The organism is Rufibacter sp. JT20002, from assembly GCF_056491185.1.
In genome coordinates this window covers 324,672-350,295 of the sequence record NZ_JBSZJY010000005.1, presented here as the reverse complement: position 1 = coordinate 350,295, position 25,624 = coordinate 324,672, and the positions used below count along the sequence as shown (strand labels likewise).

The window sequence follows — 25,624 nt, the reverse complement described above, 5'->3', positions numbered from 1 at the left end:
GCAAAGCTTTTTCTGTTTTAGGGTAATCCATTCCTTCACATGCCTCCGCAGTAGGAGCATGATTCTCCAACCCATTCTTATAAAGAATAAGGTAGGTAGGACGTATGAAGAGGGCTTATTGGAAAGAATAAAGAACCGGGTTAAAGGAAGCAGCATCCTGCTGGCTGAATTTGCGACAATAGGGAGGAGGGCATCAGAAAGGATGGGAGCCTCCAGGTGAATCTACCCCACTCCTTCAAAAATATAAAAAGGAAACGGGCACCTTTGTTTTGGGGCTACTTTTAAGTAAAAGCCCGGAAACGAAGGTGCCCGCTTTGGTGAGGATTGCTTGCGTTAGTCTATCAAACCTTCTTGAATGGCGTACTTGATAAGAGTGGCAGTGTTGCGGGCTTTTGTTTTCTCTATCAGGTGCTGGCGGTGCGACTCAATGGTGCGTTTGCTGGCAAATAGTTTGTCAGCGATCTCGGCATTGGTGTATCCTTCGGCAATGAGTTTAAGCACTTCCATTTCCCGTTTAGACAGGTCTGGGCTGTTTTTAGAGCCGGAGGCATTGGAGGCTCCTTCTGGGCTGTTGGCTTTGTTTAAAAGGTTAAGGGCAACCTCAGAAGAAATGAAAGAGTTGTCATTGGCCACCGTTTTAATGGCGTGCACCAATTCATCACGGCCAGCCGTCTTCAGCACATACCCCATAGCCCCGGCAGCGCGTACTTTGTGAACATAGCTTTCCTGGTCTAGCATGGTCAAGATCAAGACTTTCACGTTAGGGTGTTTCTGCTGCAAGTGCTGTAAAGTCTCAAAGCCATCCATTACCGGCATGTTCAGGTCTAACATGACTACATCTGGGGTGGTCGTTTCCAAGAGGTCCAAAAGTTGTTGTCCGTTCTCCGCTTCCCCTATTATTTGAATAGTTCTTTCAGATTTAAGTAAAGACTTCAACCCATCTCTGATCAATGTATGATCATCTACTAGAATTACTTTTATCATCACTTGGTTAGTTTTTGACTCAGAGGTTAAATAAATTAAGAATTTCTAATTAAATCTAATTTTTGCGGTAGATCCGGTGGGGTATAAGAAAGATATAGTATTTGTACGGTGCTGCTGGTAAATGGTCGTGACATAAGCTATATTATTGTTGTTAAAGCCTTAAACTGAGTATTTATACGTATTTGCCAAATAGGGTATAAATGACCTTTCCTGGCGAATTGCACCTGCCTACATTTGGTTCTGGTCTAACCAGAATATTCTAATTCATAGAAGAAAGGTACACAACCAGCCAATGGAAATCTCTACCCAGCTAACGAATGCCGGTTTGTTGGTTTTTTTGAGAGGGGCTTTAGACGGCCTGTCGCAAGAGGCCGCCAAGACGCAGCTAAGGTCTGTGCTTCAGCTTAATAGGAAATTTCTGTTCCTTGATTTCTCAGGGGTGACAGAGGTGACGCCTGCTGGCTTACGCACCCTGCTGCCGTATGTGCAGGAAGTGCAGGAGCAAAAGAAAGAACTTATCCTTTTTAACCTGAAAGATAATATTCACGGGTTAATCAGTTCTTCTGGATTTGACTCTTTGGTGAAGGTGGTGGATTCTTTTGAGGCGGCTATTAAGTACGTGAATGGCAGGAAATAAGGGAAGAAATAACAAAGAATTAATCTCCTTTATTTAAATAAAATTGCTTACTTTATAAAAAAATAAGACCATGAACATAGCCATTGAAGAAGAGCCTTACGCTTATATTCTTCGGCTGAGTGGGGAGTTAGATGCCTCCACTTGCCTGGAGGTAGACAAAGAAATGGAGATGGCGTTGTGCAAGCCCATTGAACAACTCTGGATTGACTGCCAGGAGCTAACCTACATTTCATCGGCGGGACTGGGGGTGCTTATCTCCCATTTAGGTACCCTGGAGGCCAGAAACATTCACCTGGTCTTGTACGGCATGAGTGCCCATGTCAGAAACGTGTTTGAGTTGCTGGGCCTGCACCAGATCATGACCATTGTACCCTCCAAAGAAGACGCCCTCCTACAAGAGAAATAATCGTTGGCCTTATCTAGCCTCGGCAGATCCTTTCTCCTCTCGCTGCCTGTCTTAACAGGAGTTCCCTTTTGGAATCCTTCTCTTAACTGGCATTACGGCTTTCCCCTAACCTACGCAGCCGCAGATGCCAATGCATGGGCTTATACTGCCTATCCTTGTTTCCCCTTTCATAAACCCCTCAGACAGTTAGGTACAGCTATGGCAACCTCGCTTATGCTTTAAGCCACGTTTGGCCCTTTCCTGAAAACTAACCATCAGGAAAACCTAAGAAACCAAGGCGCGATTCTACGCAAAGGGCGCTTTACGGCCGTTTTTGGTAAAACGGCTATAAAGCGCCTCAGGAGTAGGTAGAAGATTAGTAGCACTGCTTAGTGCGGAAGGTCAATGGTGATGCAGGTGCCTTCATTGGGGCCCGTGTCAATGGTCATGGTGCCTTGCAGGAGCTTCACCCGGTTACGGATGGTGGCAATACCCATTCCCATGCCCTTGGTCCCTGATTTTTCCAGCTTGTCTAGGTCCATGCCTTTGCCGTTGTCCTGCACCCGTACCCTGATGGCTTTTCCGCGGTCTACTACCTGTACCAGGGCCTCGGTCGCATCGGCGTGCTTCATAATGTTGTTGAGCAGTTCCTGTACAAACCGGAAGAGGTGGGTTTCCAGCACCTGGTCGGTGGGGCGGTCAAAGCCGGTGATCACGCACTGCACGCAGAACGCGCTCGTAGACAGGCGGGTGGCCAAGTCTTTCAAGGCAGATTTAAGGCCCAGATCTACCAGTACCCGCGGGATCAATTCATGGGCCAGGGTCCGGGTTTCTTTGATAGCCTCTTCCAGGAAACTGGCCACTTTCCGTAAAGGCAACTTGTTTTCCTCGGGGCCCAATTCTACCGGCTCCAGTTCCTCCAGGTTGAGCTTGGCGGCGTACAGCAACTGGGCCAGGCTGTTGTGCAGGGCCTCGGCAATGCGCTTGCGCTCTTCGGTTTGGGTGGTGAGAATGGCATCCATCACGGCTTTCTGCTGGTCTAACCGGTACTGGGTATCGGCTTTGTGCTGCAGTTTCTGCTGGGTGTTGTCCCGTACGGTGCCTAAGATGCCGGTTACCTCGCGGGCGGCATTGTACACGGGCGTAAGGTTCACCTCAAAGGAACGGTCTTCTGGCAGAAAGGGCAGTTTGGTAAAGGTGACCTGCTGCCCCTGCAGCACCTGGTTCAGCTTTTTCTGCAGGCGGGCTTTGGCCCGGGCAGGAAAGAGGGTAGACACAGGCTGACCGATGACTTGCTGGCGCTTGATAGAAGATATGCGTTCAATGGCGCGGTTCCAGGAGGTGACCTGTAACTGTTGATCCAGGGCAATGATGCCGTGGATGTGGGTTTCCAGCAGGTTCTCAGAAAACTCCTTCTGGGCAATGAGCTGGTTTTGGGCCTCTTTTACCTCTGTGATGTCAAAAGCAAAGGCAACCCCGTTCTGATTCTGCTTGTCTAAAAACCCGAAATTTTGGAAATAGATCCGTTTGCCTTCGTGGGTGAAATCTGAGGGAAAGGTTCTTACCTGACCCTGCAAGATGGCATCCACGTTTTCTTTTAGGTAGGGGTAGACCTCGTAGATGCTTTTTCCGGCCAGGGCATTGTCTTCTATGCCCAGATTGCGCAGGCCTTTGCCTTTGACCTCGGTGTAATATCCTTCCTGGTTTACCACGGCCAAAACTAAGGGCAGGTTCTGGAGCAACTGCTCCAACAGCATTTTCTGGTGCTGGGCCATTTCCTGGGCTTGTTTCTGGTCGGTTAAATCTAGGCTGAGCCCGATAACGCCTCCAGAGACTGAGTCCTGGAACAGGTACATTTGTTTGTAGACCTTTTCACTTTTCACCTCAAACTGGGTGGTAGCGGAGATTTTCCTTCCCTTTAAGGCCTGCTGTACCTGGCTTTCCAGATCTGGGTGAAGGAAAGAAAACGGTTTGCCCAGGAGCTGTGCTTCTTCCAGGTGAAGGGTCTTCAAGCCTTCGCCCCGGCATTCAATTATCTTGCCTTTTTTGTCCAGGCGCCAGAGGGTTACCGGCAGGTTTTGCAGAATGGCCGTGACGGTCTCGTGCAATTGCAGGAGTTCCCGTTCTTTCTTGTTTTTCTCGGTGAGGTCAGTGGCAATGCCTACCAGCTGGATAGGTCGGCCCGAGGTACCGCGTTTAAAGACCGTTTCCCGGAACATGATCTCCCGCCATTGGCTGTCTTTGGCTTTGATGCGCACCTGCACGGTAAGATATTCGCCGTCTTTGGCTTCTGCAAAGCGGTTGCCGCGGTCCATGAGCAGATGCGCGTCATCGGGGTGGTAGAGGGTGTCCAGCAGCTCACGAGGGTGTCCTTTGATGTCTGCCGGGGTGTAGCCCAGAAACGCCAGGAAGTCACGGTTGTTGTAGATGTTTCGGCCCAGGATAAGATCCTCCACGTACAGGAAGTCGGGCATGGCCTCGGCGGTTTTCTTGATGAGCAGTTGGCTTTCCTGCAGCTTTTCATTGGCTATACGCTGCTGCGTCACATTCTCAAAGGTGAGCACGAAACCATCGTTTAGTTTTACGGCCACGCAGTTCAACCAGTGTTCTTGCTTTCTTTCTTTAAAATGGGCAGTAAACGTAGCCGTCTGGCCAGTTTCTACCACGTTTAGAAAAGTAAAGAAGTGCCCGTCTGTTAACATGTTGGGCATAATCTCCGTGAGGCGGCGGTTGCGCAGTTGCTCCAGGGTATAATCCAGGAACAGCTCGGCGGTTCTGTTCATGAGCAGCCACTCAAAATCTAACAGGTTACCTTTACTGTCACGTACGGCTTTGAATACCTGAATGCCATTGAGGGAGGAGTTGATGATAGCCGAGAGCAGCGCCTCTTTGTTGGATAATTCAACGTGGGCTGTCTTACGCTCCGTCACGTCTACAAACGCAATGCGGCACTGGTCAGTGTCATTTTCGCGGCGCAGCAGCATGCCTTCTAGTTGAGCATAGAAAACAGTACCCGTGTTAGAGACTACCTGCAGTTCTGCGGTTTGGGTAGTGCCACCAGAGAGCAGTACTTTTTGGAAGAACCCGTAGTAGGCATCAAGGCTGTTTGAATGCACAAACTGGCTGAACCGCCGGGCCACCAGGTGGTTCAGGGAAGAAGCCAGTAGTTCTATTCCCTTGGCGTTGGCTTCCTCTATGACCCCGTGTTCGTCTAGGGTCACGTACCCAAACGGCGAGTGCTGGTACAGGTCATGGTACTTGGCCCGCGCCGCCTCCAGTTCCTGTGTGGCCAACTGCATCTGGTGGTTCTGCATCTCCAATTCTACCTGATGGATCTGCAGCTCCTGTATGAGCAGGCGCACCTCATGCGGTGACATGTTTTGCACGTCTGCCACACTCACAGGTTTCTGCAGTTTCTCTGCCCGCTGCCGTAGCAGGGAGAAATCATGGGCCATGCCAATAGGCTCTTTCTTCTCGTCACTCATAAGTGAAGTCTCTACAATTTAAGGCAGGTACGTTACTCCTAACTTCTGTTATTTCTCAAATACCTCCATGGCCAGCAAGATCTTGAACGGCTTGTTTTCCGTTTGCTCTACCCTCCGGGTGTTCAGAATCATTCTGCGGTACCCCAATACCGGAAACTCGTGTTCCAGTACCTCATTTCTAATTTCAATGCCCTCTTTCAGTACTTTGTTCATCAGGTTTCTAAGCTGCGGAATGTCCCACTGGCCGTTGCCTAAATGGTAGAGCCATTGGCCCTTCAACTGCTCTGGAATTAACTGAAACGTTTGGGCGAAAGCGTTGCTGGTGCTCTCTACCCGCAGTTGCCCGTCCAGCACCACCAGCGGTTGCTGAATAATGTCAATGATATTGGCAGCGTACAGGCTGGTGGCCGCTACGCTGGCTTCCAGGTTTTTGAAACTGGTGATGTTGGTGAACGTGACTACCGCACCATCAATAAAATTGTCTGCCGTGCGGTAGGGGAGCACCCGCATAGAATACCAGTGCTGCTCATCTTTGGTTTGCAGGTGTACTTCTTTGCTGCGCAGCCGGTCCAGCACTTCCTTAACATCGTCTTGAATGTTCTGGTACTTGAGGTTGGAGGCAATGTGCGTGATGGAACGCCCAATGTCTGCCCTGATGAGGTTGAAGATTTGGGTGGCCTGCGGCGTGAAATTTCTGACGTTTAAGTTGTTGTCCAGGAAGATGGTGGCCACCTCAGTGCTGTCCAACAGGTTTTTCATGTCATTGTTGGAATTGACCAGTTCCTCCGTCTTGGTCTGGTACTGGAGGTTGATGGTCATGAGCTCTTCGTTCAAAGACTGCATCTCCTCTTTGTTGGTCATGGTCTCCTCATTGGTGCTTTGCAGTTCCTCATTGGCGCTCTGCAGCTCTTCATTCGTAGACTTGAGCTCTTCCAGCGAAGAGTTCATTTCTTCAATGGTGGTTTGCAGGCGCTGTTTGGTGTAGAGTAGTTCCTTTTCCAGTTCGGCAATGCGGGCATCTTTCTGCGAGGCTTCCTCTGCTGAGTCTTTGCGCCCTTTGCGGGGCTTGGGCGGCGGCATGTCTTCAAAAGTAAGCATGAGCATACCCCGCACCGGGTCTGGCTCTAGCAAAGGAGTCACCGTCAGTTTTATATACTGGGTGCCGTGGTCGGTCTTTATCTGGATGTTTTCGCCTGCCGTTTGTTCACGGAGCACCGCCGCCCTGTTCACCAGGTTGTTCAGCTCAAAGGTGAGGCCTTCCCGGGCCATGTCAAACACGTTGAGGGTAGCCTGGCCCTGGGCGGGCTCCAGGTACTTGCCGGTGCGGCCGTGTACGTAGAAAATATCTCCCTTGGGGTCTATAATTAACGTGGGTGGGGCAAACTGTTGCAGCATCACACGCTGTACTACCCGGCTCAGGTTGTTTTCCCGCTTCACAGTGGCCTGCGGTTCTGATTGTGGTTTCACGGTTTCAAAGGAGGTATAGGTGAACGGAAATTCTGAGAGGCGCGTCACAGGCACATTGCTTTCATCACGGCGCGAGATTTTCCATTTGGTGTCAAGGGTGGTGAACATATCTGGGTAACCTGACAGCGTTTCTGAGGAGCCCAGAAACAGCAGCCCTTTCGGGTTCAACGCATAATGGAACACCGGGAAAAGTTTCTTCTGCAACTCTGCGGAAAGATAAATGAGCAGGTTACGGCAGGTAAGCAAATCCAGCTTGGTGAAAGGAGCGTCGCGGTTAAGGTTATGCACTGCAAACACCACCTTTTCGCGCAGTTCTTTCTTAACCGTGTACTGGGTTTCTTCTTTGGTGAAAAAGCGTTTCAGGCGCTCCGGCGAAACATCGGCGGTAATGTTTTCCTGGTAGCAGGCGGCGCGGGCCCGTTCTATGGCCACCGGGTCAATGTCAGTGGCGAACACCTGCACTTTCAGGTGCTTGCCCGATTTTTCAATGGCCTCCTGCAACAGAATGGCAATGGAATAGGCTTCTTCACCGGTAGAGCAGCCCGCCACCCACGCGCGTACGTAGTCGCCGTCCTGCTTGTGCTGGAGCAACTGGGGCAGGTATTTTTCTTCCATCAGAGCAAAAGCTTCAGAATCCCTGAAAAACTTGGTCACGCCAATGAGCAGTTCCTTGAAAAGCTGTTCTACTTCCTGCGGGTTTTCTTGCAGGTACTGCACGTACTCAGAAAACTGGGTAATCTGGTGGCTGTTCATGCGCCGCTCAATGCGCCGGAAAATGGTGTTGCGCTTGTACAAAGAGAAGTCATGGCCCGTTTTGTTGCGGATAAGGTCAAAAATCTTCTGCAACATTTGGGTGGACTTGTGCGACTCAATGAGAGTTTTACTCTTAAGAATGGGCATCTGCGCGTAGGCCACCAGTTTGTTAGGCATTTCCTCTACGGGCAGCACATAGTCTACAAACTCGGTTTTGATGGCGTTGCGTGGCATGGCGTCAAAGCGGGCAGTACCGGGGTCCTGCACCATGACCATCCCAAAGTTTTCCATAATCATCTTCACGCCTAAGGTGCCGTCTGCGCCCATGCCCGAAAGGATAGCCCCAATGGCATGTTCACGGCGGTTCACGGCCAGGCTCTGGAAGAAATAGTCAATGGGCATGCGTTGGCCGTTAGGCTGCTCCGGGTCTATCAGCCTGAAGCGGTCTCTTTCCAGGGCAGTTTCTTTGTGGGAGGGCACTACGTACACATGTTCTGGCTCTACTTTAAGCCCGTCTGTGATCTCCAGCACGGGCATGGACGTGTAGCGTTTGATGATTTCGGCCATCATGCCTTTTTGGGAGGGATCCAGGTGGGGGACCACCACGTAGGCCATGCCGGTGCCTGAGGGCAAATGCTGAAAGAACGCTTCAAACCCTTCCAATGAGCCCGCAGAGCCGCCCAACGCCACTATCTGAAAATCGAGGTTGGGTTTGTCGGGCGGAATAATCTCCTTGTGAAACGCCTTTGACGTGATCCGCTGCGTCCCAGAGGGCGTAGGAGCCATTGGGTTCTCTGTTTCTGTTCTCTCCATAAAGTCTTTACGTAAAAGGAAGCACCTGGTCTCCTGCCCGTTAGGGCCTGCACATCATCAACAACGCCTGAGTTGGCTGGCTTAGACCGTTGCTTGGTCTTTCCTTCACTCTACAAGATACGCTAAATAGCCCGTAAACTTTCTAGAATGCGGTTAGCCCGCCAGAGAAACCGCATTAATACGGAACAGCCCTGATAAATACTTTTTATTGTTTTAAAAGAAACTTGCAGGAGGGGGGAGAAAACTAGGTGCTTTCGCCTTTTTGCACGTACAAGCAAGACAAGCTAAACTAAACCCAACCAACATGAATCTTCCGCATCACGATATCATTGTGATTGGTACCTCGGCCGGAGGCATGACCGTTCTCTGTGAGTTGCTGGACCAACTACCCGCCGATTTACCTGCTTCTATTTTTATAGTGCAGCACCTGGCCAGAAACTCCAATTCTGCTGTGCTGGTAGAGCGCCTGAACAAGACTTCTAAACTTACCTGCCAGGTAGCCCAGCATGAGCAAACCATAGAACACGGCAACGTGTACTTTGTGCCGCAAGACCACCACCTGCTGCTGCAGAAAGGGCGCATGCTGGTGACCAAAGGCCCTCGTGAGAACCTGTTCAGACCCGCCATAGACCCCTTGTTCCGGTCGGCGGCGGCCGCGTACGGCCCCCGGGTGATTGGTATTGTACTTACGGGCATGTTGCAGGACGGCACCGTGGGCATGGAAATGATTAAGCGCAGCGGCGGCATCACTATGGTGCAGCGCCCCGAAGAAGCCGAGTACCCCGATATGCCCCAGAGCGTGCTCAATGAGATTGAGGTAGATTACGTAGCCAGTGTGTCTGAGATGGGCCAATTGCTGCAAGAGCTGGTTTTTGTGCCCGCCGCTTCCACTGACCTGGTTCCCGAAGATGTTATTTATGAAGCTTCCATTGCCGAGCGCCTCATGTTGGATTCTGGCGAGATTGAAGACACAGAATTAATGGGCCCTCGTTCTAGTTTTTCATGCCCCAGCTGCGGTGGTGCCCTGTGGGAAGTGAACAAAGGCAACGTGACCCATTTCCGGTGCCACGTGGGACACGCCTTCACCCCAGAAGCGTACCTCAACGCCAACGTAGAATCTATTGAAGAAACCCTCTGGATTGCCTTACGCATGTTGGAAGAACGCCGCACCATGCTCAGCGCCATGGCTGACCAGGACAAGCGCAAAGGCCATAACACCTGGTCAGAAACCCAGGAAGAACGCGCCAACGAACTGAAACAACACATTGCCCGCATTCGGCATCTGCTCATGACCAACGCCAACGCCCGCCACCGCCGTGATGCAGATGAAAAAGAGGTAGGGTGAGGAAGCTGGAAGCTGCTTTGCGCCTCTTTTCCGGAAAAGGTGCTAAAAGCTGCCGTGTCTTCGTCTGTTGGTCCTACTTAAAGAACCCGCAGGAAAGAGTTGCTTGCTATGCGGGGATCGGTACGTCTAATGGATGTAATCAAAAAATATTTTTTTGAGGGTGCATTGATTAACAGATGGTTGCATAAGGGTTGCCTTCCATTGTCACCCTGGCGGAATGATTCAAAGAGCCTGCCATAAATCCTGGGCTACTTTTGTGCGCCTACCTGAAACAATTATGTTAAGTGCTAGGTAAACCTGAAGTACAGGGCAACACAAATAGCTTTCTTTTCCCTTTAAATTTATAATGGAGAATACCTTCGGGATGCCTATCATCCCCGACAATGAAGATGAGCGGCTGGCCAAACTGCGCAGTCTGAATATCCTGGATACCCACCGTGAGGAGGGACCTTTCAAGCACATCGCGAGCATGGCCGCTCGTATGTTCAACGTGCCCATTGCCTTGGTAAACCTGGTGGATGGGGAGTACGTGTACACCAAAAGCAACGCCGGTTTAGATGTGACCCAGCCAGTGCCCCGGGGCACCAGCCTCTGCTCACTGGCGGTGCTCAGGCAAGAAGCCACCGTTTTTGAGAATGCGCTGCAGGAGCCTTGCCTCTTGGCTAACCCCATGGTGACGGGCGGCATGGGCCTGCGGTTCTACGCGGCGGCCCCTCTCACCACCAGCGATGGCTACAACATAGGAGCCCTTTGCCTGGTGGACACCGAACCCCGGGAGTTTACCGAAGCGGATCGCCGGGTACTGGAGAACCTGGCCTCTGTGGTCATGGATAACATAGAGCGGGGCACCACCTAAAAGCAGCCACTAAACCAACGCAGTCATGGACGGAAAACTACTGGCCCAGGAAACCCACATCAGCATCCGGTATGACCTCATCACCGACACCCTCTCCGCCAATTGGAAAGGGGAACAGACCGAGGAAACCGTGCGGGACGGCTGCGAGAACATTCTCCGGTTCATGACCGTGTACCAATGCACCAAACTGCTCAATGACAACACCCACGTGACAGGCATGTGGTCAGATGCGGCTGAGTGGGTAGCCTTGGACTGGGTACCTAGAATGGAAAAGGCAGGATGCCGGTTTCTAGCGCATGTTTACTCCCCAGACATTTACGCCAAGCTTTCCGTAGACAAGGCCATTGATTACGGGATAAAGGGCATCATGGTCACCACCTTCAAGGGAAAAGCCGCTGCTGAGGAATGGCTCTGTGCCATGTAGTTCACTTTCAACTCACCCCTTTACACCAAGGCTAGTCTTCTTTCTTGGCACCGTTTGTGACCAAAGGGGCTTTTAGCCCCTTTTCTTTTATACGCCTTTAACTAGTAAATCCCGCGCTAAACCTGTTTTGGCCCCCTCTTGTTTTGGGAAGAAAACGATTTTAAGGCTGGTTTCCAAAAAATACCGTATTTACTCTATCTAAATGTGCGTATTACTACAACCTGCTAAGGCGGTATTCGTTAACAGGTAGATACATCAGGAAAAGGAGAGAAGGTATGATAGTAGAAGAGAGAATCTTGAAAACCGTATTGAATTTAGTCAAAGGAGACCCGTCGCCGGTTCATTTGCCGGTTTCCCCCGCCAAGATGAGCCAAGCCACCGATTTGCCGTTAGAGCAAGTGGAAGCCTGCTGCAAAGCCCTGGAAAGGCACGGATACCTGACCAGCACCAAGGGAATTACGGAACCGATGTATTACATCACCAAAACCGGCTTACACGAAGCCCAGCACCCTACCCAACCCCTGTATATCTATTCATCCTCCAGTTCACAGGCCCAAAGGAGAGCTTAAGCGTCCTGCAAGGTTTGGAAAAACATTCTGAAACTCCCGTTTGAGGCTTGTTTTAAAGAAAACAGCCCGCAAACAGGAGTTTTGTATTTTCAGGGAAGAAGACCGCACTGAGATTGGTTTGCTTTCTCTAACCTCTTTCCCCGGAAGCTTATTCAATAATCACATGGTCAACATGCACCTGCGGGGCGTTATCTGAGCTTAGGCTGGCCCAAAACATGCCCTGCGTGCTGAAAGTGATGCCAGGATCTCCCTGGGCATCCAACGCGATGACTCCGCCCTGTCCGCCGGCCTTTCCAACTTTGCGGTGAATGACTTCCTCCACTGCCTCTTTCACTGATAACCCCTTGTATTCCATTAACGCAGCAATGTCATGGGCAACGGTGTGCCGCATGAAGAACTCGCCGTGCCCGGTACCCGAAACGGCACAGATGTGGTTGGCAAACGTGCCCGCCCCAATGATGGGTGAATCGCCAACGCGCCCGAACCGTTTGTTCAGCATGCCGCCCGTGGACGTGCCTGCTGCCAGGTTGCCGTTCACATCCAGCGCGACGGCACCTACCGTTCCTAATTTGGTGGAGGAAAGAAGTTGGCCTTGGGTTTCGGCTTCCTTGATTTTACGGATCTGCGCCCGGCGCTCTTCAATCTCAAAGTAGGTTGGGTCTACCCGTTCCAAACCCACGGTAGCCGCGAACGCCTCGGCCCCGGAGCCTACCATCATCACATGCTCCGACTTCTCCATCACCTTGCGTGCCGCCAAGATGGGGTTTTTAATGGTGCGCACGCCTGCCACTGCACCGGCCAGAAACGCCGCGCCGTCCATAATGGAGGCATCCAGTTCAATGGTTTCGTCATTGGAGAACACAGCCCCATGTGCCGCATTGAACAGGGGGGAGTCTTCCAGAATTCTGATACTGGCTTCCACCGCGTCTACTGCGCTGCCATCTGCCTGCAATACCCCATAACCCGCTTGGGCAGCTTCCAGGAGCTTCGCTTCATAAGCAGTCCTTCTTTCCTGGGGCATAGGTTCTGAGTAAACATCGCCGCAACCGCCGTGTACTATAATGGCAGCTTTGTTGGAAGTAGAGGGAGAGGGATGGGTCATTTCTTAGGAGTGGTATGTAGTTTCAGAAGGGCAAGTTACGTCTTTGTAGCAGCTTTTCAGTAGTGAAGCAAGGTAGCAAGGTTCTCCAAGCGTTTCTGCCCTCAAGGTAAAAACCTTCCCACGCATTCCGTCCCCCTTTGAAGGGGGGTAGGGGGATGACAAAGCGGTTGGAAGCTCAAGGCTGCTTCTGCTACCCTGCGGTAGAGGTACGCGGAATGTTAAATCGGGCAACCACAAGGGATTGCCCCTACTATTAATTTGCTGAGTAATCCTTCATTTCCCTAAAAGCAATTTGAGCCTGCTTTTTGAAAAACAGGCTCAAATTGGGGAATGCTTGATGATTTCTCTAAAAGAAGTCTAATCCTCTTTTTCCCATTCGCCATTATCGTCGCGCCAGATGGCCAGGTAGGTAGGGTCGTTGTTTTTCTTGCAGGCCCTGAACATGAGGCTAGTCTCAAAGCTGAATTCCACGTTGCCCTTAGGGTCTATGGCGATGAAGTTGCGGTCGCCCTCAATGCGGTCTTTGTACACCTCCATGGCTTCTTTAGCGGCCTCTTTAAGCGGAAGGCCTTTGTACTTCATAAGGGCGTAAACCTCATGCGCCACGTTGGCCCGCATAATGCCCTCGCCGTCACCGGTGCAGGACACGGCTACCACCTCATTGTTCGCGTAGGTGCCAGACCCGATAATAGGAGAGTCACCCACCCGGCCCGGGTACTGGTTTTCAAGGCCGCCCGTAGAGGTAGCAGCGGCCAGGTTGCCGTGTATGTCCAGGGCCACCGCCCCAACGGTGTCTTTCTGAAGCTCTTCTTTTTCTTTTTTCTTCGCCTTCTTCAGTGACTTGATCTTTTCCTCGGTTTTAAAATAGTCATCCCCTCGCATCTCCAGTTCCAGTTCCCGGGCGAACTTTTCAGCGCCATCACCAGTGAGCAAGACATGGGGAGATTTCTGCATGATGGTTTTGGCTAGGGTAATGGGGTGTTTCACATGCTTCACTCCAGATACTGCCCCGGCCTGCATGGTTTTGCCGTCCATAATGGAGGCATCAAACTCATTGCTTTCGTCTTTGGCAAGGCTTCCGCCCCGTCCGGCGTTGAAAAGTTGGTTGTTTTCCATGCTCCTCACGGCGGCTTCTACGGCGTCAAGGGCACTTCCTCCGGCTTCCAGTACATGCCATCCAGCCATCAGGGCGTTGTCCAACCCCTGTCTGTAAGCCGCCTCTTTCGCCTCGCCTAGCTCTTCCCGGCTTTGGTTTTCAGCGCCGCCATGTATCGCAATCACCCAATTTTTCTCCATAGTAGTGTGTCTTTTCGTCTGTAGTGTCTTTTGGGAACCTCCAGGACTTGGTGCCTGGGCCGCTTAGATGTACGGGCAGGCTATGGTGCGGTTTATTTAATTTATACTGAAAAGAAGGCAGAACTTCTACGGATGCTTTGACGCAGCTCCCTTTTGCGGTACAAGGGCTAAGAGGAAAGAAAAACTCCTATTTCTGCTACGTAGGCCTTCTGAGTTAGATTAAAAGAGGAAGGCTTATACAAAATTCCGTGTTTATGCAATCTAATTGCCGTGTTTTTCCCGGCACTTTTCAGGGGTAAGAAAGCGTATGCTTACTACACACGACTATCTCTTAGGAGCGTGTGCACCGGTTCTGGTGCAGGACGGCCTGGTCCAATCTAGTTAGAAGCCTATGATTTTACATCCCAAGTTCAGAAAAACGTGGTTAAAGCAGAACGGATCTGGCAAAACCTGGACCTGCCGCAAGGATTGGCTTTCCTATTTATTGAACAAAGGAAAAAGGGTAAGTGAGGATTGGGCACTTGGTTCTGTCCCGGGAAAAGGCAAAGCAGTATTCGTTTTTAGGTAAGTTTTATGCAGAATATCATTACAGAGAAAGTAGGCAGTAAAGTTATACTGTTGTTGCAGAAAGATCTGGATGCCTCTGACCAGAGGCTCACGCGCCGGTTGCAGAGCTTACGGCAGCCTGTGCAGGAGCTTAGTGTCTGGGTAGACTGCGCCAGCCTTGAGTGTATCAAAACCTATGGGTTCTGTCATTTTGTAAACCAGTTGCTGGTTCTCAAGAACTATAATGCCACCATTACCCTCATGAACCTGGGTGAGCCGCACCGGCGTTTGTTACAGGTATTGGGGATGGATGCTCTGTTTACGACGGTTCCTTCCCTGGAAGAAGCCTACCATCAAATGCAGGCGTCTTAGCACTACTTGCCCTTTAATGTGAAGGAGGGCCCTCAAACAAACTATTCCTTTAGTCACCCGTGACTTTTACAAACCAAAGCCAGAAGTTGGAGCAAAGAGGCAGCATGAGGCTGGAACAATTTACCGATGTACAAGAGGCGCTGGCCTTTTTAAACCAGCAGGGATTTACCCATTCTTTTACCTGCAGCCCCCAAGGGTGGCAATGTAAGGAAACAAACAACATCTTCTCGCCAGACGCTCTCCGGGTAGAGGCTTGCCAGCGGTTCAGCCAGTGTGGGGGAGTCCAGCAGGTCTCAGTGCTTTACGCGGTCTCTGCGCCAGACGGTACCAAAGGCATCATCCTGGACAACTGCGAAACGTACGGCAACTCCCTCTTTGGCGAGTACCTCGTGCGCATGAAACTCCATACCCTCCAGTCCAATGAAAACCCAACCTAAGGAAGCTGCCGCCTGAGGTGTTCTTTATCTAAACGCTTCCATCTCGGACCAAAGCCGGTTAAACTCCCGGGCGTAGCTGGAAACCACCTGAGGGTCTGACGTAACCAGTACGTTTTCATGGTTGTACAGGGCGGCACTGCGGGTCCAGTTATAGGAGCCGGTGAGCACCTGGCTTTGATCCACAATGGCAAACTTGTGGTGCATGTGGTTAGGCGTTTGGTCTACTTTCACCTTTATGCCCGCCTGCGCTAATTGCCGGATGTCTGAGCCTTTGTCAAACAGTTTCTCGTTATCGGTGAGTAGCTGAATCTTGATCCCTTTTTTATGGGCTGCCAGTATAGCGTTGGTGATGCGGTCATCTGAGATGGTAAACACACAAATCTGCAAGCTGGATCTAGCCGACCCAAGGCTTTGGATGATGGCCTGCAGGCAGGCATCGCCAGGACTGAAATAGGCAGCACTTTTACTTGCTGGGGCACTCTTGAACAAGGATAAAATAGATTTCAACGCTGAAAGGGTGTTAGTGAAAGTGGGGTAAGATACAAACTAACCACATATAGGGATGCAAACCGCTTCCCAAAGCCTAAGTTACACCCGTTTTCACCCTTTTTTCAAAATGTAGCCCTGAAACAGAAAACCCATAGTAATGCTCCCAAAAAGGCAGGCTTACCCTCCTCCATTTTTAAAGCATTGTCTATAGGTATATTTTTCCAAACAAGGACACGCATATCGTCCCCCTTTGAAGGGGGTAGGGGGATGACAACTCATGCTGATTGACTACACATGCTGATCACACGCATTCACGATCTGTGGGGACAATCCCTTGTGGTTGCCCATGCACTTAGCAGAAGTTGGACGGTTCTTCAAGCCAATTGGTCATCCCCCTACCCCCTTCAAAGGGGGACGGAATGCGTGCTACTCTTAGAGTGGAGGTGGGCAACAGCCAAAGACTTATCATTTTCAGAATTCTCTTCCACAATGGACCTTCCAGCAGGTGATTGATTCAAAGAGTTGATTTGAATTATAAGCAGGAGAATCGCTTATTTATTTCTGCAGTGTTGGATTATTTGTATTTAGTCCAAGTGTTAAGGAAAACTTGGAAAAATTATTTTCTACAAAAAGGTTGTATTTGTAGAAAATGCACCCTTACCTTTAGGGCATCTTTATTGGAGATTTATAAAGAAGAGGCGAGAGAGCAGGCTCCAAGACCCTCTAGCAACCTTCGGCCCAGCCGAAAAGGTGCTAACACCTGCCCAATTTTTGGGAACTATAAATGAATGACCATGCAACCACAAATTTTGCAACCTCGCTTGACCCTTAACAGCCATCCTGCCTCCCGGCAGTTCCTGCACATGCAGGCTTGTTGTTGCTGTTAAAGCTGGCGCCACCTCCTTCTTTTCTGGCGTACCCTATTTCACCCTTCGGTGAGGCACGCCTATGTATTCCTGTTTCTTAACACAATTACCCCTATGAACCATTCTTTACCATCTTCTTCCCCGGAAGACCATGCTCCCCTTAGAGCATCCTTTCTGCCTTCTACTGCTGCTCTGGCCCTGAGCACCATGCCCCTCTGCGCCCGAATGTGTTGTTGTTAGACACTGTTTCGTTGCACTAATCCCATAGCAACTTTTCTGTTTTAAAAATCACCGGTGTCGTCCTGATGCCGGATAGGAATTGTCTTGTCTTTATAATTTTATAAAAATGAAAACTCATACAAGTAGTACTCTAAAAAGTCTAGTAAGTCTAGGAGTATTATTGGCAATATTGCTGGCGCATGCCGCGTATGCCCAAGTCCAGACCGTAAGTGGGCAAGTGACCGGCACCAAGGGCAGTGAAGCCCTGGCCGGCGTGAGCGTAGTCCTGAAAGGCACTACCAGCGGCACCTTCACCAACGCCGAGGGGCGTTATTCCATTCCGGCCAGAACCGGCCAGACTCTGGTGTTTTCCAGCATCGGGTACACGTCTGCAGAGGCCGTGGTGAATGGAACCACCGTGAACGTGAGCTTGAAAGAAGACACCAAAAGCCTGGAAGAAATTGTGGTAGTGGGGTACGGAACGCAGTCGCAACGGGCGGTTTCCAGCTCGGTGAGCACCGTGAACGTGGACGACCTCCGCGGATTACCAGTTTCTTCCCCGGACCAACTGATTCAAGGGAAAGCCGCCGGGGTGCAGATTTCCTCAGCCAGCGGTGCGCCGGGTGGCGGTATCAGCGTAAGTGTGCGGGGAGCGACTTCCATTAATGCCAGCAACTCTCCTTTATATGTGATTGATGGCGTGTTCATCAACAACCAATCATTGAGCAACCTGGGGCTGGGCGGACAAACCTTTAACCCGCTCGCTGATTTGAACCCTGCCGATATAGAAAGCATTCAGGTCTTGAAAGATGCCAACGCCACAGCTATTTATGGGTCAAGAGGAGCGAACGGCGTGGTACTCATTACTACTAAGCGTGGTAAGCTGAATGCAGGTTCCAAAATCAGTTTCCAGACCTATTTTGGCTGGGCGAAGGCGCCTAAGCTCTTTGAAACCGTAAATGCCCAGCAGGAAGCCGAACTCATCAACGAGGCGTTCCTGAACGATGGTGGGGCTTTCGCTTCCCGTCCGTTCCGTCCCAAAGTCGAGGGTGGCCGCGGCTTACCCGAGGAACAGACCACGTATTCCCGTATTCCGGATGTGTTCCAGACGGCCAAAACCCAGAGCTATGACTTGTCGGCTTCGGGTGGGTCAGACAAAAGCCGGTACTTCATTGGCGGTAGCTATTTCTCGCAAGAGGGGATTGTGAAACCGGCCCAGTTCGAGCGTTTCAGCGGGCGGTTCAACTTTGACCATAACCTGAGTGAGAAACTGACGGTGGGCATCAGCGCCTCGGGGGCGTACAGCCACCGCAACGTGAGCCGCAACGACAACAGCGCGCAGGGCGTGATCAACTCGTCTTTGTACGTGCAAACGTTTCTGCCCGTGTTCAATGAAGACGGTAGCTATGCCCGCCACAGCATCTTTGACAACCACCTGGCTCTTATTGAGAACCTGAACATCCAAGGGCACAGCAACCGCCTCATTGGGAACCTGTACGCCGAGTACGAGATTCTGCCTGGCTTGTCTTTCAAATCAAGCTGGAGCCTGGACTACAACAGCTACATTGACAAAGTCTACAACAACACCCAAATCAGCGTAGGTCTCCCGGCGGGTAACGGCAGCAACACGCAGTCCAGCCTGGTAACGCTTATCAACGAGCAGGTCTTGACCTACAATAAAGCCTTGGGCGATGACCACCGTTTGAACCTTGTTTTGGGAAATACCCTCCAAAGCACCAAGTACAACTTCCTGACACTTTCGGGCCAGAAGTTCCCGAGCGATAATTTCCAGGAAATCGCCTCTTCTTCCATCCAGACGGGTAGCACTTCTTCGAGCCAGAACGGCTTGGTGTCTTTCTTTGGGAGAGCGAGTTACACGTTCAGAGACAAGTACAGCCTGGATGGTAGCCTGCGCGCCGATGGTTCCTCTAAGTTTGCCGCCGGCAACAAGTGGGGCTACTTCCCATCAGTAGGGGCGGCCTGGATTATCTCTGAGGAGGCCTTCGCGAAAAGCCTGCCGTTTGACCAGATTAAACTGCGCGCCAACATAGGTTTATCCGGAAACCAGAACGGCATCAGTGATTTCCCATCACAGAGCTTGTGGAGAGCGGGTAGAAACTACCAGAACAACCCCGGCATCAGCCCGAGCCAGTTAGGCAATCCAGACCTGACCTGGGAAACCACCCGCCAGTGGAACCTGGGCCTGGACCTGGCTTTCCTGCAGAACCGCATCAAAGTGGAGGCCAACTACTACAGCAAATACACCAAAGACCTGCTCATTCAGGTGCCAGTGCCTTCCAAGTTGGGTTATTCCAGCGTATATGAGAACCTGGGTGAGGTGAGCAACAAAGGCGTGGAACTGAGCATTTCCTCGGTGAACATCCAGAAAGACGATTTCCAGTGGTCCACTGACTTCAACATCGCGAGAAACAAAAACCGCATTGAGAAACTGCCCACGCCTATCACCGCCCACTCCCGCGACTGGGTACGCATGGAACAGGGCAACTCGCTCTTCGCTTTCTGGGTGTATGACCAGCTGTATGTAGACCCGCAGACCGGCGATGCCGTGTACGATGACGTGGACAAAAACGGCACCATCACCACTGCCGACCGCAAAATCATGGGCAACGGCGCGCCGGATTTCTTCGGGAGCTTGAACAACACCGTCCGCTTCAAGCGGTTCGATTTAGGGGCACTTTTGTATTTTCAGTCCGGAAACGACATCATAAACCTGAACCGTTTCTTCCTGGAGCACGGCGGTACCCAGAGCGGCATCACCTTCTTCCCGAACCAGCTGAACAGATGGCAGAAACCCGGCGACATCACCGATGTGCCACGCCTGACCAAAAGAGGCAACAACTACACCCTGCCTAGCAGCCGCTACCTGGAAGACGGTTCCTTCCTGCGCCTGCGCTCCATCACTTTGGGCTACAACGTGCCTACCGAGCTGGTGAACCGCTTCAAAATCTCCAACCTACGCCTGTACGCCCTGGCCACCAACCTCTGGACACTCACTAACTACAGCGGCCTTGACCCCGAGGTGAACGTAGCCGCGAACAACCAGAACGTGCTGGGTATTGACCACGCCGTGGTGCCGCAGCCCAGAAGTTTCCAGATAGGTGCCAATGTTACTTTCTAAAAAACAGCCATGAAAAATATTCTCTCTTCCTATAAAACCTTAGTCTTAGCCGCCGCCGTCCTGTTCTCCAGCTGCGATTTGCTGGAGCCGGACCCAGCTACCGAGGTCTTGTCTTCTACCGCTTTAGTGGATGCCCGTGGCGCGCAGGCCGCCCTGCTGGGCACGTACAGCGAACTGCAAAGCAACAACTACTACGGCCTGGATTATCCGGCTTTGTCTTACCTGTCTTCAGACGAAGCAGAGTCCATCGGGTCCTTTGACTTTTACCGGCAGTTTGACCGTAACGGCATCCAGTCCGAGAACAGCTCTATCCTGAGCACCTGGCGGCAGATTTACCGTGTGATCAACCTGGCTAACAACCTCATCGTCGATGTGCCGGCCATCCAGGACCCCGCCTTAACCGATAACCTTCGGAGAAGCATTCTGGCCGAGGCTCATTTCCTGCGCGGTCTTGCGTACTTTGACATCGCCCGGGCCTGGGGCGGCGCTCAACTGGTTCTCACGCCCACCGAATCGAAACTGGACGGACAAGGCATAGGACGGTCCACCAAAGCCGAAACCTACGCCCAGGTGCTGTCTGATTTAAACCAAGCCGAGCAGCTTTTCACCGAAGTGGAAAAGGGGGCCGTAGGAGCTTCCTACACCACGCCCGCCCGCGCCTCTTTACTGGCCGTTTGGGCCCTGAAAGCCCGCTTCTACCTCTACCAGGAAAACTGGACCGAGGCTGAGAACTACGCCACTAAGGTAATTGACGTGAAAAAAGCCCAGCTGGTGTTCCCGTATGAGCAAACCATCCAGGGCCTGCTCACCCCGGAAAGCATTCTGGAACTGGCCTACACCACCGCCAACGGCAACAGCCACGCCTCTTATTGGTTACCCAGCTCCAGCGGCGGACGCCTGGAATGGATTCCTGGTCAGGCCATCACCAGTGAGTTGCGCAACCCAGTAGTGGGCGGCGCTCGCAGCATCCTCATCGGAACCGCCGGCACTATAGTCTACGGCAAAAAATACTTCCGCAACGGCACCAGCGATGACCCTGCCTTTCTGCTAAGAATCTCCGAGCAGTACCTCATCCGCGCTGAGGCCCGCGTGAAAAAGGCCGCCCCGGATATGGTAGGTGCCCTAGCCGATGTAAACGCTATCCGGGAAAGAGCCCGCATAGAGAAACTGACCTTACTGGATGCTCCCGGGCTGTTGCTGGCTATTGAGCAGGAACGCAAACTGGAACTCGCCTTTGAAGGCCACCGCTGGTTTGACCTCATCCGCACCGGCCGCGCCCAAGCCGTCTTGGGCATCACAGACCCCAACAAGTTCCTGTACCCCATTCCTAATGCAGACATTGTCGCAGACCCTGATTTGGGTACAGAAGACCAGAACCCCGGGTATTGATAGTAATTCTTCCTATGCTTGTGAAAAGGAGTACTGCTCAGCGGTACTCCTTTCTTTTTGTCTGGTGTTTTGGGTCTTGTTTTGAGAAAGAAGGCTTAGAAGGGGATGAGGTTGTTACTTTATTCAATTAGCTGGTATGAGGCTATCGCCTCACTGAAGTTGCAAACTTCAGGTCATTATATGCCCAAGTTGAAAACTTGAACCATGGACAGAGAAATTAAGGTTAGCTCGCATTCCGTCCCCCTTTGAAGGGGGTAGGGGGATGATTTTTCGTGCTTATTATTGCGTTCCTAAACTGTAGGCGCAATCCCTTGTGGTTGTCCTTTGAGTAGGAGAGGACTTTCATCACCACAGTCGCCTCTCTGTAGCTGAAACATAATGGTTCTGCAGACGCCTTGTCATCCCCCTACCCCCTTCAAAGGAGGACGGAATGCGTGTAAAGGAATGCAGATTGCTGTACAATCTTTTGCCATCAAAGCATCAATAAAAAAGCGGCTACCTTTTGGTAGCCGCTTTCATTTTAAATTAGGAACACAAACCAAATTCCTCTTCTGTCATCCTGTAAGGAACTTGTGGGCAAGCTACAAAGGCGTTTAGTAAACGCTATTACCGTTCGCTACCAGGTTTCTTCTAGGATGACAAGGTGAGAGGTTATATGAATCCTAGCCTTGTACTAAGGCTGTCAGAATTTATTCCTCTTCCTCCCCCGCAAGCACGCCACCAACGGTTTTGATGATGTTGCCGAAGAAAAGAGCGTTGAAGAACAGGCGGTTGGTGCCGTACCAGCTACCCCGGAAATTGGGGTTGTCGGCGAAAAGGACTAAGGTGCCTTGGCCTTGGTTCTGCGCCAGCAAGGAAGCAGAATTGGCGATTTTCTTCAGGTTGGCTTTGGACACGTAGCCACTTTGCAGCGGATTAGCGGTGTACTGGGCCACCGTTTCATATGAGTTCTTGCTGGGGGCCAGGAACACGCTGCTATTTCGGTACACGCTCAGTTTGCGGGAGGTATAGCCGAAGGCCAGCGGGTGCGTGATGTCCAGGTCGGTCTCGTAAATAGAGCCGCCTACTGATTTGGCGCCTTCCAGTTCGCGGGCATTGATGTAAGCCTGGCGCGTGGTTTTAGCGGAGGTATCAGCGCTTGAGATAAGGCGAGCATTGGCGATTCCTTGTTTGATGGCCCACTCAGAGGCGGTTTTAAAAGTAATCAAAGTGCCGCCCTCGGTCACCCAGCGCTTCAGTTTGTCCACGGTGTTTTTATCCAGGCTGTTGTAGGAGCCGCTCACCAGCACGATGGTGTTGTAGCGGGCCAAAGACAGGCGCGGGAAAGAACTCAGCTCGGCTTTGGTGATAGGCATCTTCAACTGAGAATCCAGCAGGAACCACACTTCACCAGCCTCCGGACCCATCACGCCATTGCCTACCAGCATCAGCGCCTCAGGTTTGCGGATGGTCTGAATGTTGCTGCTGCCGAGGTCAATGCCTTTGGCGCTGAAGCCGCTGTTCACCGAGGCGATGTTAACCTTGCGGTCTGCGGCCACTTTCTGAATGGCTTTGTACAGCGAGTCAGACGAGATTTTTTGCGAGGCAACGGGGATGGTGATGGCCCCGGGCAGGTAGTCTTTGGCGCCTGCTGTGGTATTGGCTGTGAATGGCTTCAAGGCGGTTTGGGCAGTCACCCCTAGCGATTGCAGTTGGTATAAGGCGCCCGCGGTATTGTAATCGGTCCAGTCCAGGAGGTAGGCGTAGTTGCTTTTAGGGGGTGCAGTAGCGGTGAGAGCGGGGAGGGTGGCTACACGGTTTCCGCGGTTCACAGCTTTGGAAGCGCCCACGTGCGGCAAGCCATAGGCCAGGGCCAGCGTCCAAGTGGAGGCATCGTAGAAAACGCTATCGGGGAGATTAGTGTTCTTTGCGAAGATGGATTCCACCAGGCGGTACTGCGGTTGCTCGGTGGGCACTACATAGGATTTTCCCTTCTCAAAGGCGGTGCCGCCGATGGTCTGGTTGCCAGGCAATTCATACACCTCAATTTTGTGGGCCAGCAGCAGCTCGGTGAAGTTGCGCAGGCGGGTGGCATCGTGCTTCTCGCCATACACGTAGGCTTTCACCGGGTTTTTGCGGCCATCGGCTATGCCGGATTTGTAGAACTCGCGCTGGTGTTTCAGGAAAGTCTCACGGTTCTCTACGGCTCCTTTCACGGTAGCCAGACCCGTGCTCAGGTGGTTCCGGATGCCGAAGGCGAAGGTCAGCACGCCGGTGGAGTTCTCCTGGCGGTTGCCGCGGGAGCTGGCCTGCTCGGTGGTGATGCCCACGCCGCCTTGGAAATCGGGGTAAGTGGAGCCGTAGCCGGGGTAGATGTTGTCGTACTGCTCCTTGGTGAAGTACAGCGACCCGATCTCGTCCAGTGCCGCCGCGTGGTACTTGGCGATGATCACGTTCAGGTTGTCATAGGTGCTGCGGGGTACCAGGTAGTTCTCGGAGCCATAGGGTTTGCTGGGCTCAAAGTAGTAGGTGGAGTTGGTGCCCATCTCGTGGAAGTCAATCACCACGTTAGGCAGCCACTCATGGTAGAACTTCAGGCGGTTTTTGCTTTCTACGTGCGCGATGGGCAGCCAATCGCGGTTCAGGTCAAACCAGTAATGGTTGCCCCGGCCGCCGGGCCACACCTCGTTGTGCTCCCAATCGGCAGGATCGGCTACGGAAGGATCGCTCTGGTGCACGTTGATCCAGTTCGCGTGGCGGTCACGGCCATCAGGGTTGTGGGCGGGGTCCAGCAAAATCACCGCTTCTTTCAAGGCACGCTGCGTCTCGGGGTCCTGGTTAGCGGTGTAGTAATAGGCGGTTAGCAGGGAAGCTTCCAAGCTGGAGGCCTCGTTGCCGTGCACACTGTAGCCCAGGTTCACGAACACCGGCGCGTTGGCTAGGTTGGGAAGCGGCTTGGAGACATCGGCTAGCTGCAGGTGCTCTTTCCGGAGGTCCTCCAAACGGGCGTGGTTCTCAGGAGAGGTGATAATGGCCACCACCTGCGGCCGCAGTTCATAGGTAAACCCGATGGTCTGCACTTTTACTTTGTCAGAGAGCCGGTCCAATTCCTTAAGGTAAGCCACCGATTGCTCGTAACGGCTGTGGCGCTCGCCGATGCCGTAGCCCAGGAACTGCTCGGGCGTAGGTATGGCAGCGTCAAAGTTCTTCGTTTTTGGGAAGTAATAGCTGCTTTGCGCCAGGGCCGGAACGATGGTAAGGACCCAGGCAGTCAGGACCAGAAGGGCCCTGTAAGTCTGTAAGGATGATTTCATGGTGTTTTAAAGGTGATTTTCAAAAAATGGGTTAAAAGCGAAAGGGAGAGAAAAGGCGTTTCCGCAACAGCAAAGGGAAAGGAAGCGATAGAGCGCCGCCAAGGTAGAGGAGAGGCAGGCGTGCAAAGAGTTGTCGCAGGCAAACGCCTGTTTCTTTGCCCTTGCCTGCGCAAGTGCTGTGTACATAAGAAATGAAACAGAAATTGAGTCTTAGAAAATAGAGAAGCGCTGCATTAGCGCAGAAGGATAGAACCCCGGGAGCCCGGAAAATCTAAGGAAGCTAACAGCAACAACAAAAGTGCATACAGGCAGTGAAGTAGCCTGAAGAAGTAGGTGATGAAAGAAGGTTGATGTTGGAAAGATTGCTGCTGCTGATCATGGTCTGAAAACTTATATTTCCCATTTGGCTGGGCAGGAGTTAGCACCTTTTTAACATGGTTAACGGTTGCTAGAGGTTCTCAGAGCCTGCTCTCTCCCCTCTTCGGTATAATTTCAAGGGCTAAGGTAGAAAGCAAGTGGGTATATAGCAAAAGAAATATAGATTATTTAAGGCAGATCACTTGGGCAATGTACACTTTGCGTCTGACAGCTCAGAAAGGAAGTAGCTTCAGGGTTGGCTTTCCTTTGGTATCAAAGCGCCAGAGCTCCGCTCTGGTTAGTATCTCTTCAAACAAATTTTAGGTAATTTCCAGAAAGGAGCTTGTAATCACTCTCGTTCAGTGTGTTTTAAGCCAGGAAATGAAGAAGTGGCGGGTAAA

17 protein-coding genes and 2 riboswitches are annotated in these 25,624 nt (G+C 51.8%); of the genes, 10 read left to right on the top strand and 7 right to left on the bottom strand.

Going from position 1 to position 25,624, the window contains the following annotated elements; genetic code table 11:
• Nucleotides 1-333 precede the first annotated feature (333 nt).
• Nucleotides 334-984, bottom strand: a complete 651-nt coding sequence (locus ACW9SV_RS20900) for a response regulator (protein ID WP_479558721.1) — start codon at nt 982-984, stop codon at nt 334-336.
• Nucleotides 985-1,276: 292 nt separating this feature from the next.
• Between ACW9SV_RS20900 and ACW9SV_RS20895 the strand changes: the two genes are divergently transcribed.
• Entirely contained in the window at nt 1,277-1,621 is a 345-nt protein-coding gene (locus ACW9SV_RS20895; RefSeq protein ID WP_479558720.1) for an STAS domain-containing protein, read from the top strand.
• A gap of 70 nt (nt 1,622-1,691) precedes the next feature.
• Nucleotides 1,692-2,027, top strand: coding sequence for an STAS domain-containing protein (locus ACW9SV_RS20890; RefSeq protein ID WP_479558719.1), 336 nt, complete (start codon nt 1,692-1,694; stop codon nt 2,025-2,027).
• Between the two features lie 368 nt (nt 2,028-2,395).
• Here the strand turns inward: ACW9SV_RS20890 and ACW9SV_RS20885 are convergent, their stop codons facing one another.
• Together ACW9SV_RS20885 and ACW9SV_RS20880 are read right to left on the bottom strand one after the other, a co-directional pair.
• Entirely contained in the window at nt 2,396-5,491 is a 3,096-nt protein-coding gene (locus tag ACW9SV_RS20885) for a PAS domain-containing sensor histidine kinase (protein WP_479558718.1), read from the bottom strand.
• Nucleotides 5,492-5,539: 48 nt separating this feature from the next.
• Complete coding sequence (locus ACW9SV_RS20880) at nt 5,540-8,524, bottom strand: CheR family methyltransferase (RefSeq protein ID WP_479558717.1); 2,985 nt, start codon at nt 8,522-8,524, stop codon at nt 5,540-5,542.
• A gap of 304 nt (nt 8,525-8,828) precedes the next feature.
• Between ACW9SV_RS20880 and ACW9SV_RS20875 the strand changes: the two genes are divergently transcribed.
• The 4 genes from ACW9SV_RS20875 to ACW9SV_RS20860 all read left to right on the top strand — a co-directional run bounded on the left by ACW9SV_RS20875 (nt 8,829) and on the right by ACW9SV_RS20860 (nt 11,718).
• Entirely contained in the window at nt 8,829-9,869 is a 1,041-nt protein-coding gene (locus ACW9SV_RS20875) for a chemotaxis protein CheB (RefSeq protein WP_479558716.1), read from the top strand.
• 346 nt (nt 9,870-10,215) lie between these two features.
• Nucleotides 10,216-10,725: a GAF domain-containing protein gene (locus ACW9SV_RS20870; RefSeq protein WP_479558715.1), complete on the top strand. Its 510-nt coding sequence runs from the start codon at nt 10,216-10,218 to the stop codon at nt 10,723-10,725.
• A gap of 25 nt (nt 10,726-10,750) precedes the next feature.
• Nucleotides 10,751-11,149 carry a hypothetical protein gene (locus ACW9SV_RS20865; RefSeq protein ID WP_479558714.1) on the top strand — a complete coding sequence of 133 codons (399 nt, stop codon included), beginning with the start codon at nt 10,751-10,753 and terminating at the stop codon, nt 11,147-11,149.
• Between the two features lie 275 nt (nt 11,150-11,424).
• Nucleotides 11,425-11,718 carry a hypothetical protein gene (locus ACW9SV_RS20860; RefSeq protein WP_479558713.1) on the top strand — a complete coding sequence of 98 codons (294 nt, stop codon included), beginning with the start codon at nt 11,425-11,427 and terminating at the stop codon, nt 11,716-11,718.
• 148 nt (nt 11,719-11,866) lie between these two features.
• On the opposite strand, the gene ACW9SV_RS20855 is transcribed toward ACW9SV_RS20860, so the two are convergent.
• Both ACW9SV_RS20855 and ACW9SV_RS20850 read right to left on the bottom strand, forming a co-directional pair.
• Entirely contained in the window at nt 11,867-12,820 is a 954-nt protein-coding gene (locus ACW9SV_RS20855) for an isoaspartyl peptidase/L-asparaginase family protein (protein ID WP_479558712.1), read from the bottom strand.
• A 357-nt stretch (nt 12,821-13,177) separates the two neighbouring features.
• A complete protein-coding gene (locus ACW9SV_RS20850; RefSeq protein ID WP_479558711.1) occupies nt 13,178-14,116 on the bottom strand; it encodes an isoaspartyl peptidase/L-asparaginase family protein in 939 nt (312 codons plus the stop codon).
• A 573-nt stretch (nt 14,117-14,689) separates the two neighbouring features.
• Here ACW9SV_RS20850 and ACW9SV_RS20845 point away from each other — a divergent pair.
• Both ACW9SV_RS20845 and ACW9SV_RS20840 read left to right on the top strand, forming a co-directional pair.
• Nucleotides 14,690-15,034, top strand: a complete 345-nt coding sequence (locus tag ACW9SV_RS20845) for an STAS domain-containing protein (protein ID WP_479558710.1) — start codon at nt 14,690-14,692, stop codon at nt 15,032-15,034.
• 104 nt (nt 15,035-15,138) lie between these two features.
• Complete coding sequence (locus tag ACW9SV_RS20840; RefSeq protein ID WP_479558709.1) at nt 15,139-15,471, top strand: hypothetical protein; 333 nt, start codon at nt 15,139-15,141, stop codon at nt 15,469-15,471.
• A 24-nt stretch (nt 15,472-15,495) separates the two neighbouring features.
• On the opposite strand, the gene ACW9SV_RS20835 is transcribed toward ACW9SV_RS20840, so the two are convergent.
• The gene (locus ACW9SV_RS20835; protein ID WP_479558708.1) at nt 15,496-15,978 is read right to left on the bottom strand and encodes a phospholipase D-like domain-containing protein; all 483 of its coding nucleotides are present in this window, start codon (nt 15,976-15,978) and stop codon (nt 15,496-15,498) included.
• Nucleotides 15,979-16,642: 664 nt separating this feature from the next.
• Nucleotides 16,643-16,747, top strand: a riboswitch (SAM riboswitch).
• Between the two features lie 479 nt (nt 16,748-17,226).
• Here ACW9SV_RS20835 and ACW9SV_RS20830 point away from each other — a divergent pair.
• Together ACW9SV_RS20830 and ACW9SV_RS20825 are read left to right on the top strand one after the other, a co-directional pair.
• Nucleotides 17,227-20,184, top strand: a complete 2,958-nt coding sequence (locus tag ACW9SV_RS20830) for a SusC/RagA family TonB-linked outer membrane protein (protein ID WP_479558707.1) — start codon at nt 17,227-17,229, stop codon at nt 20,182-20,184.
• A 9-nt stretch (nt 20,185-20,193) separates the two neighbouring features.
• Complete coding sequence (locus ACW9SV_RS20825) at nt 20,194-21,573, top strand: RagB/SusD family nutrient uptake outer membrane protein (protein WP_479558706.1); 1,380 nt, start codon at nt 20,194-20,196, stop codon at nt 21,571-21,573.
• Between the two features lie 689 nt (nt 21,574-22,262).
• Here ACW9SV_RS20825 and ACW9SV_RS20820 read toward each other — a convergent pair.
• A complete protein-coding gene (locus ACW9SV_RS20820) occupies nt 22,263-24,866 on the bottom strand; it encodes a M14 family metallopeptidase (RefSeq protein ID WP_479558705.1) in 2,604 nt (867 codons plus the stop codon).
• 387 nt (nt 24,867-25,253) lie between these two features.
• A riboswitch (SAM riboswitch) is annotated at nt 25,254-25,359 on the bottom strand.
• Nucleotides 25,360-25,624: the final 265 nt, after the last annotated feature.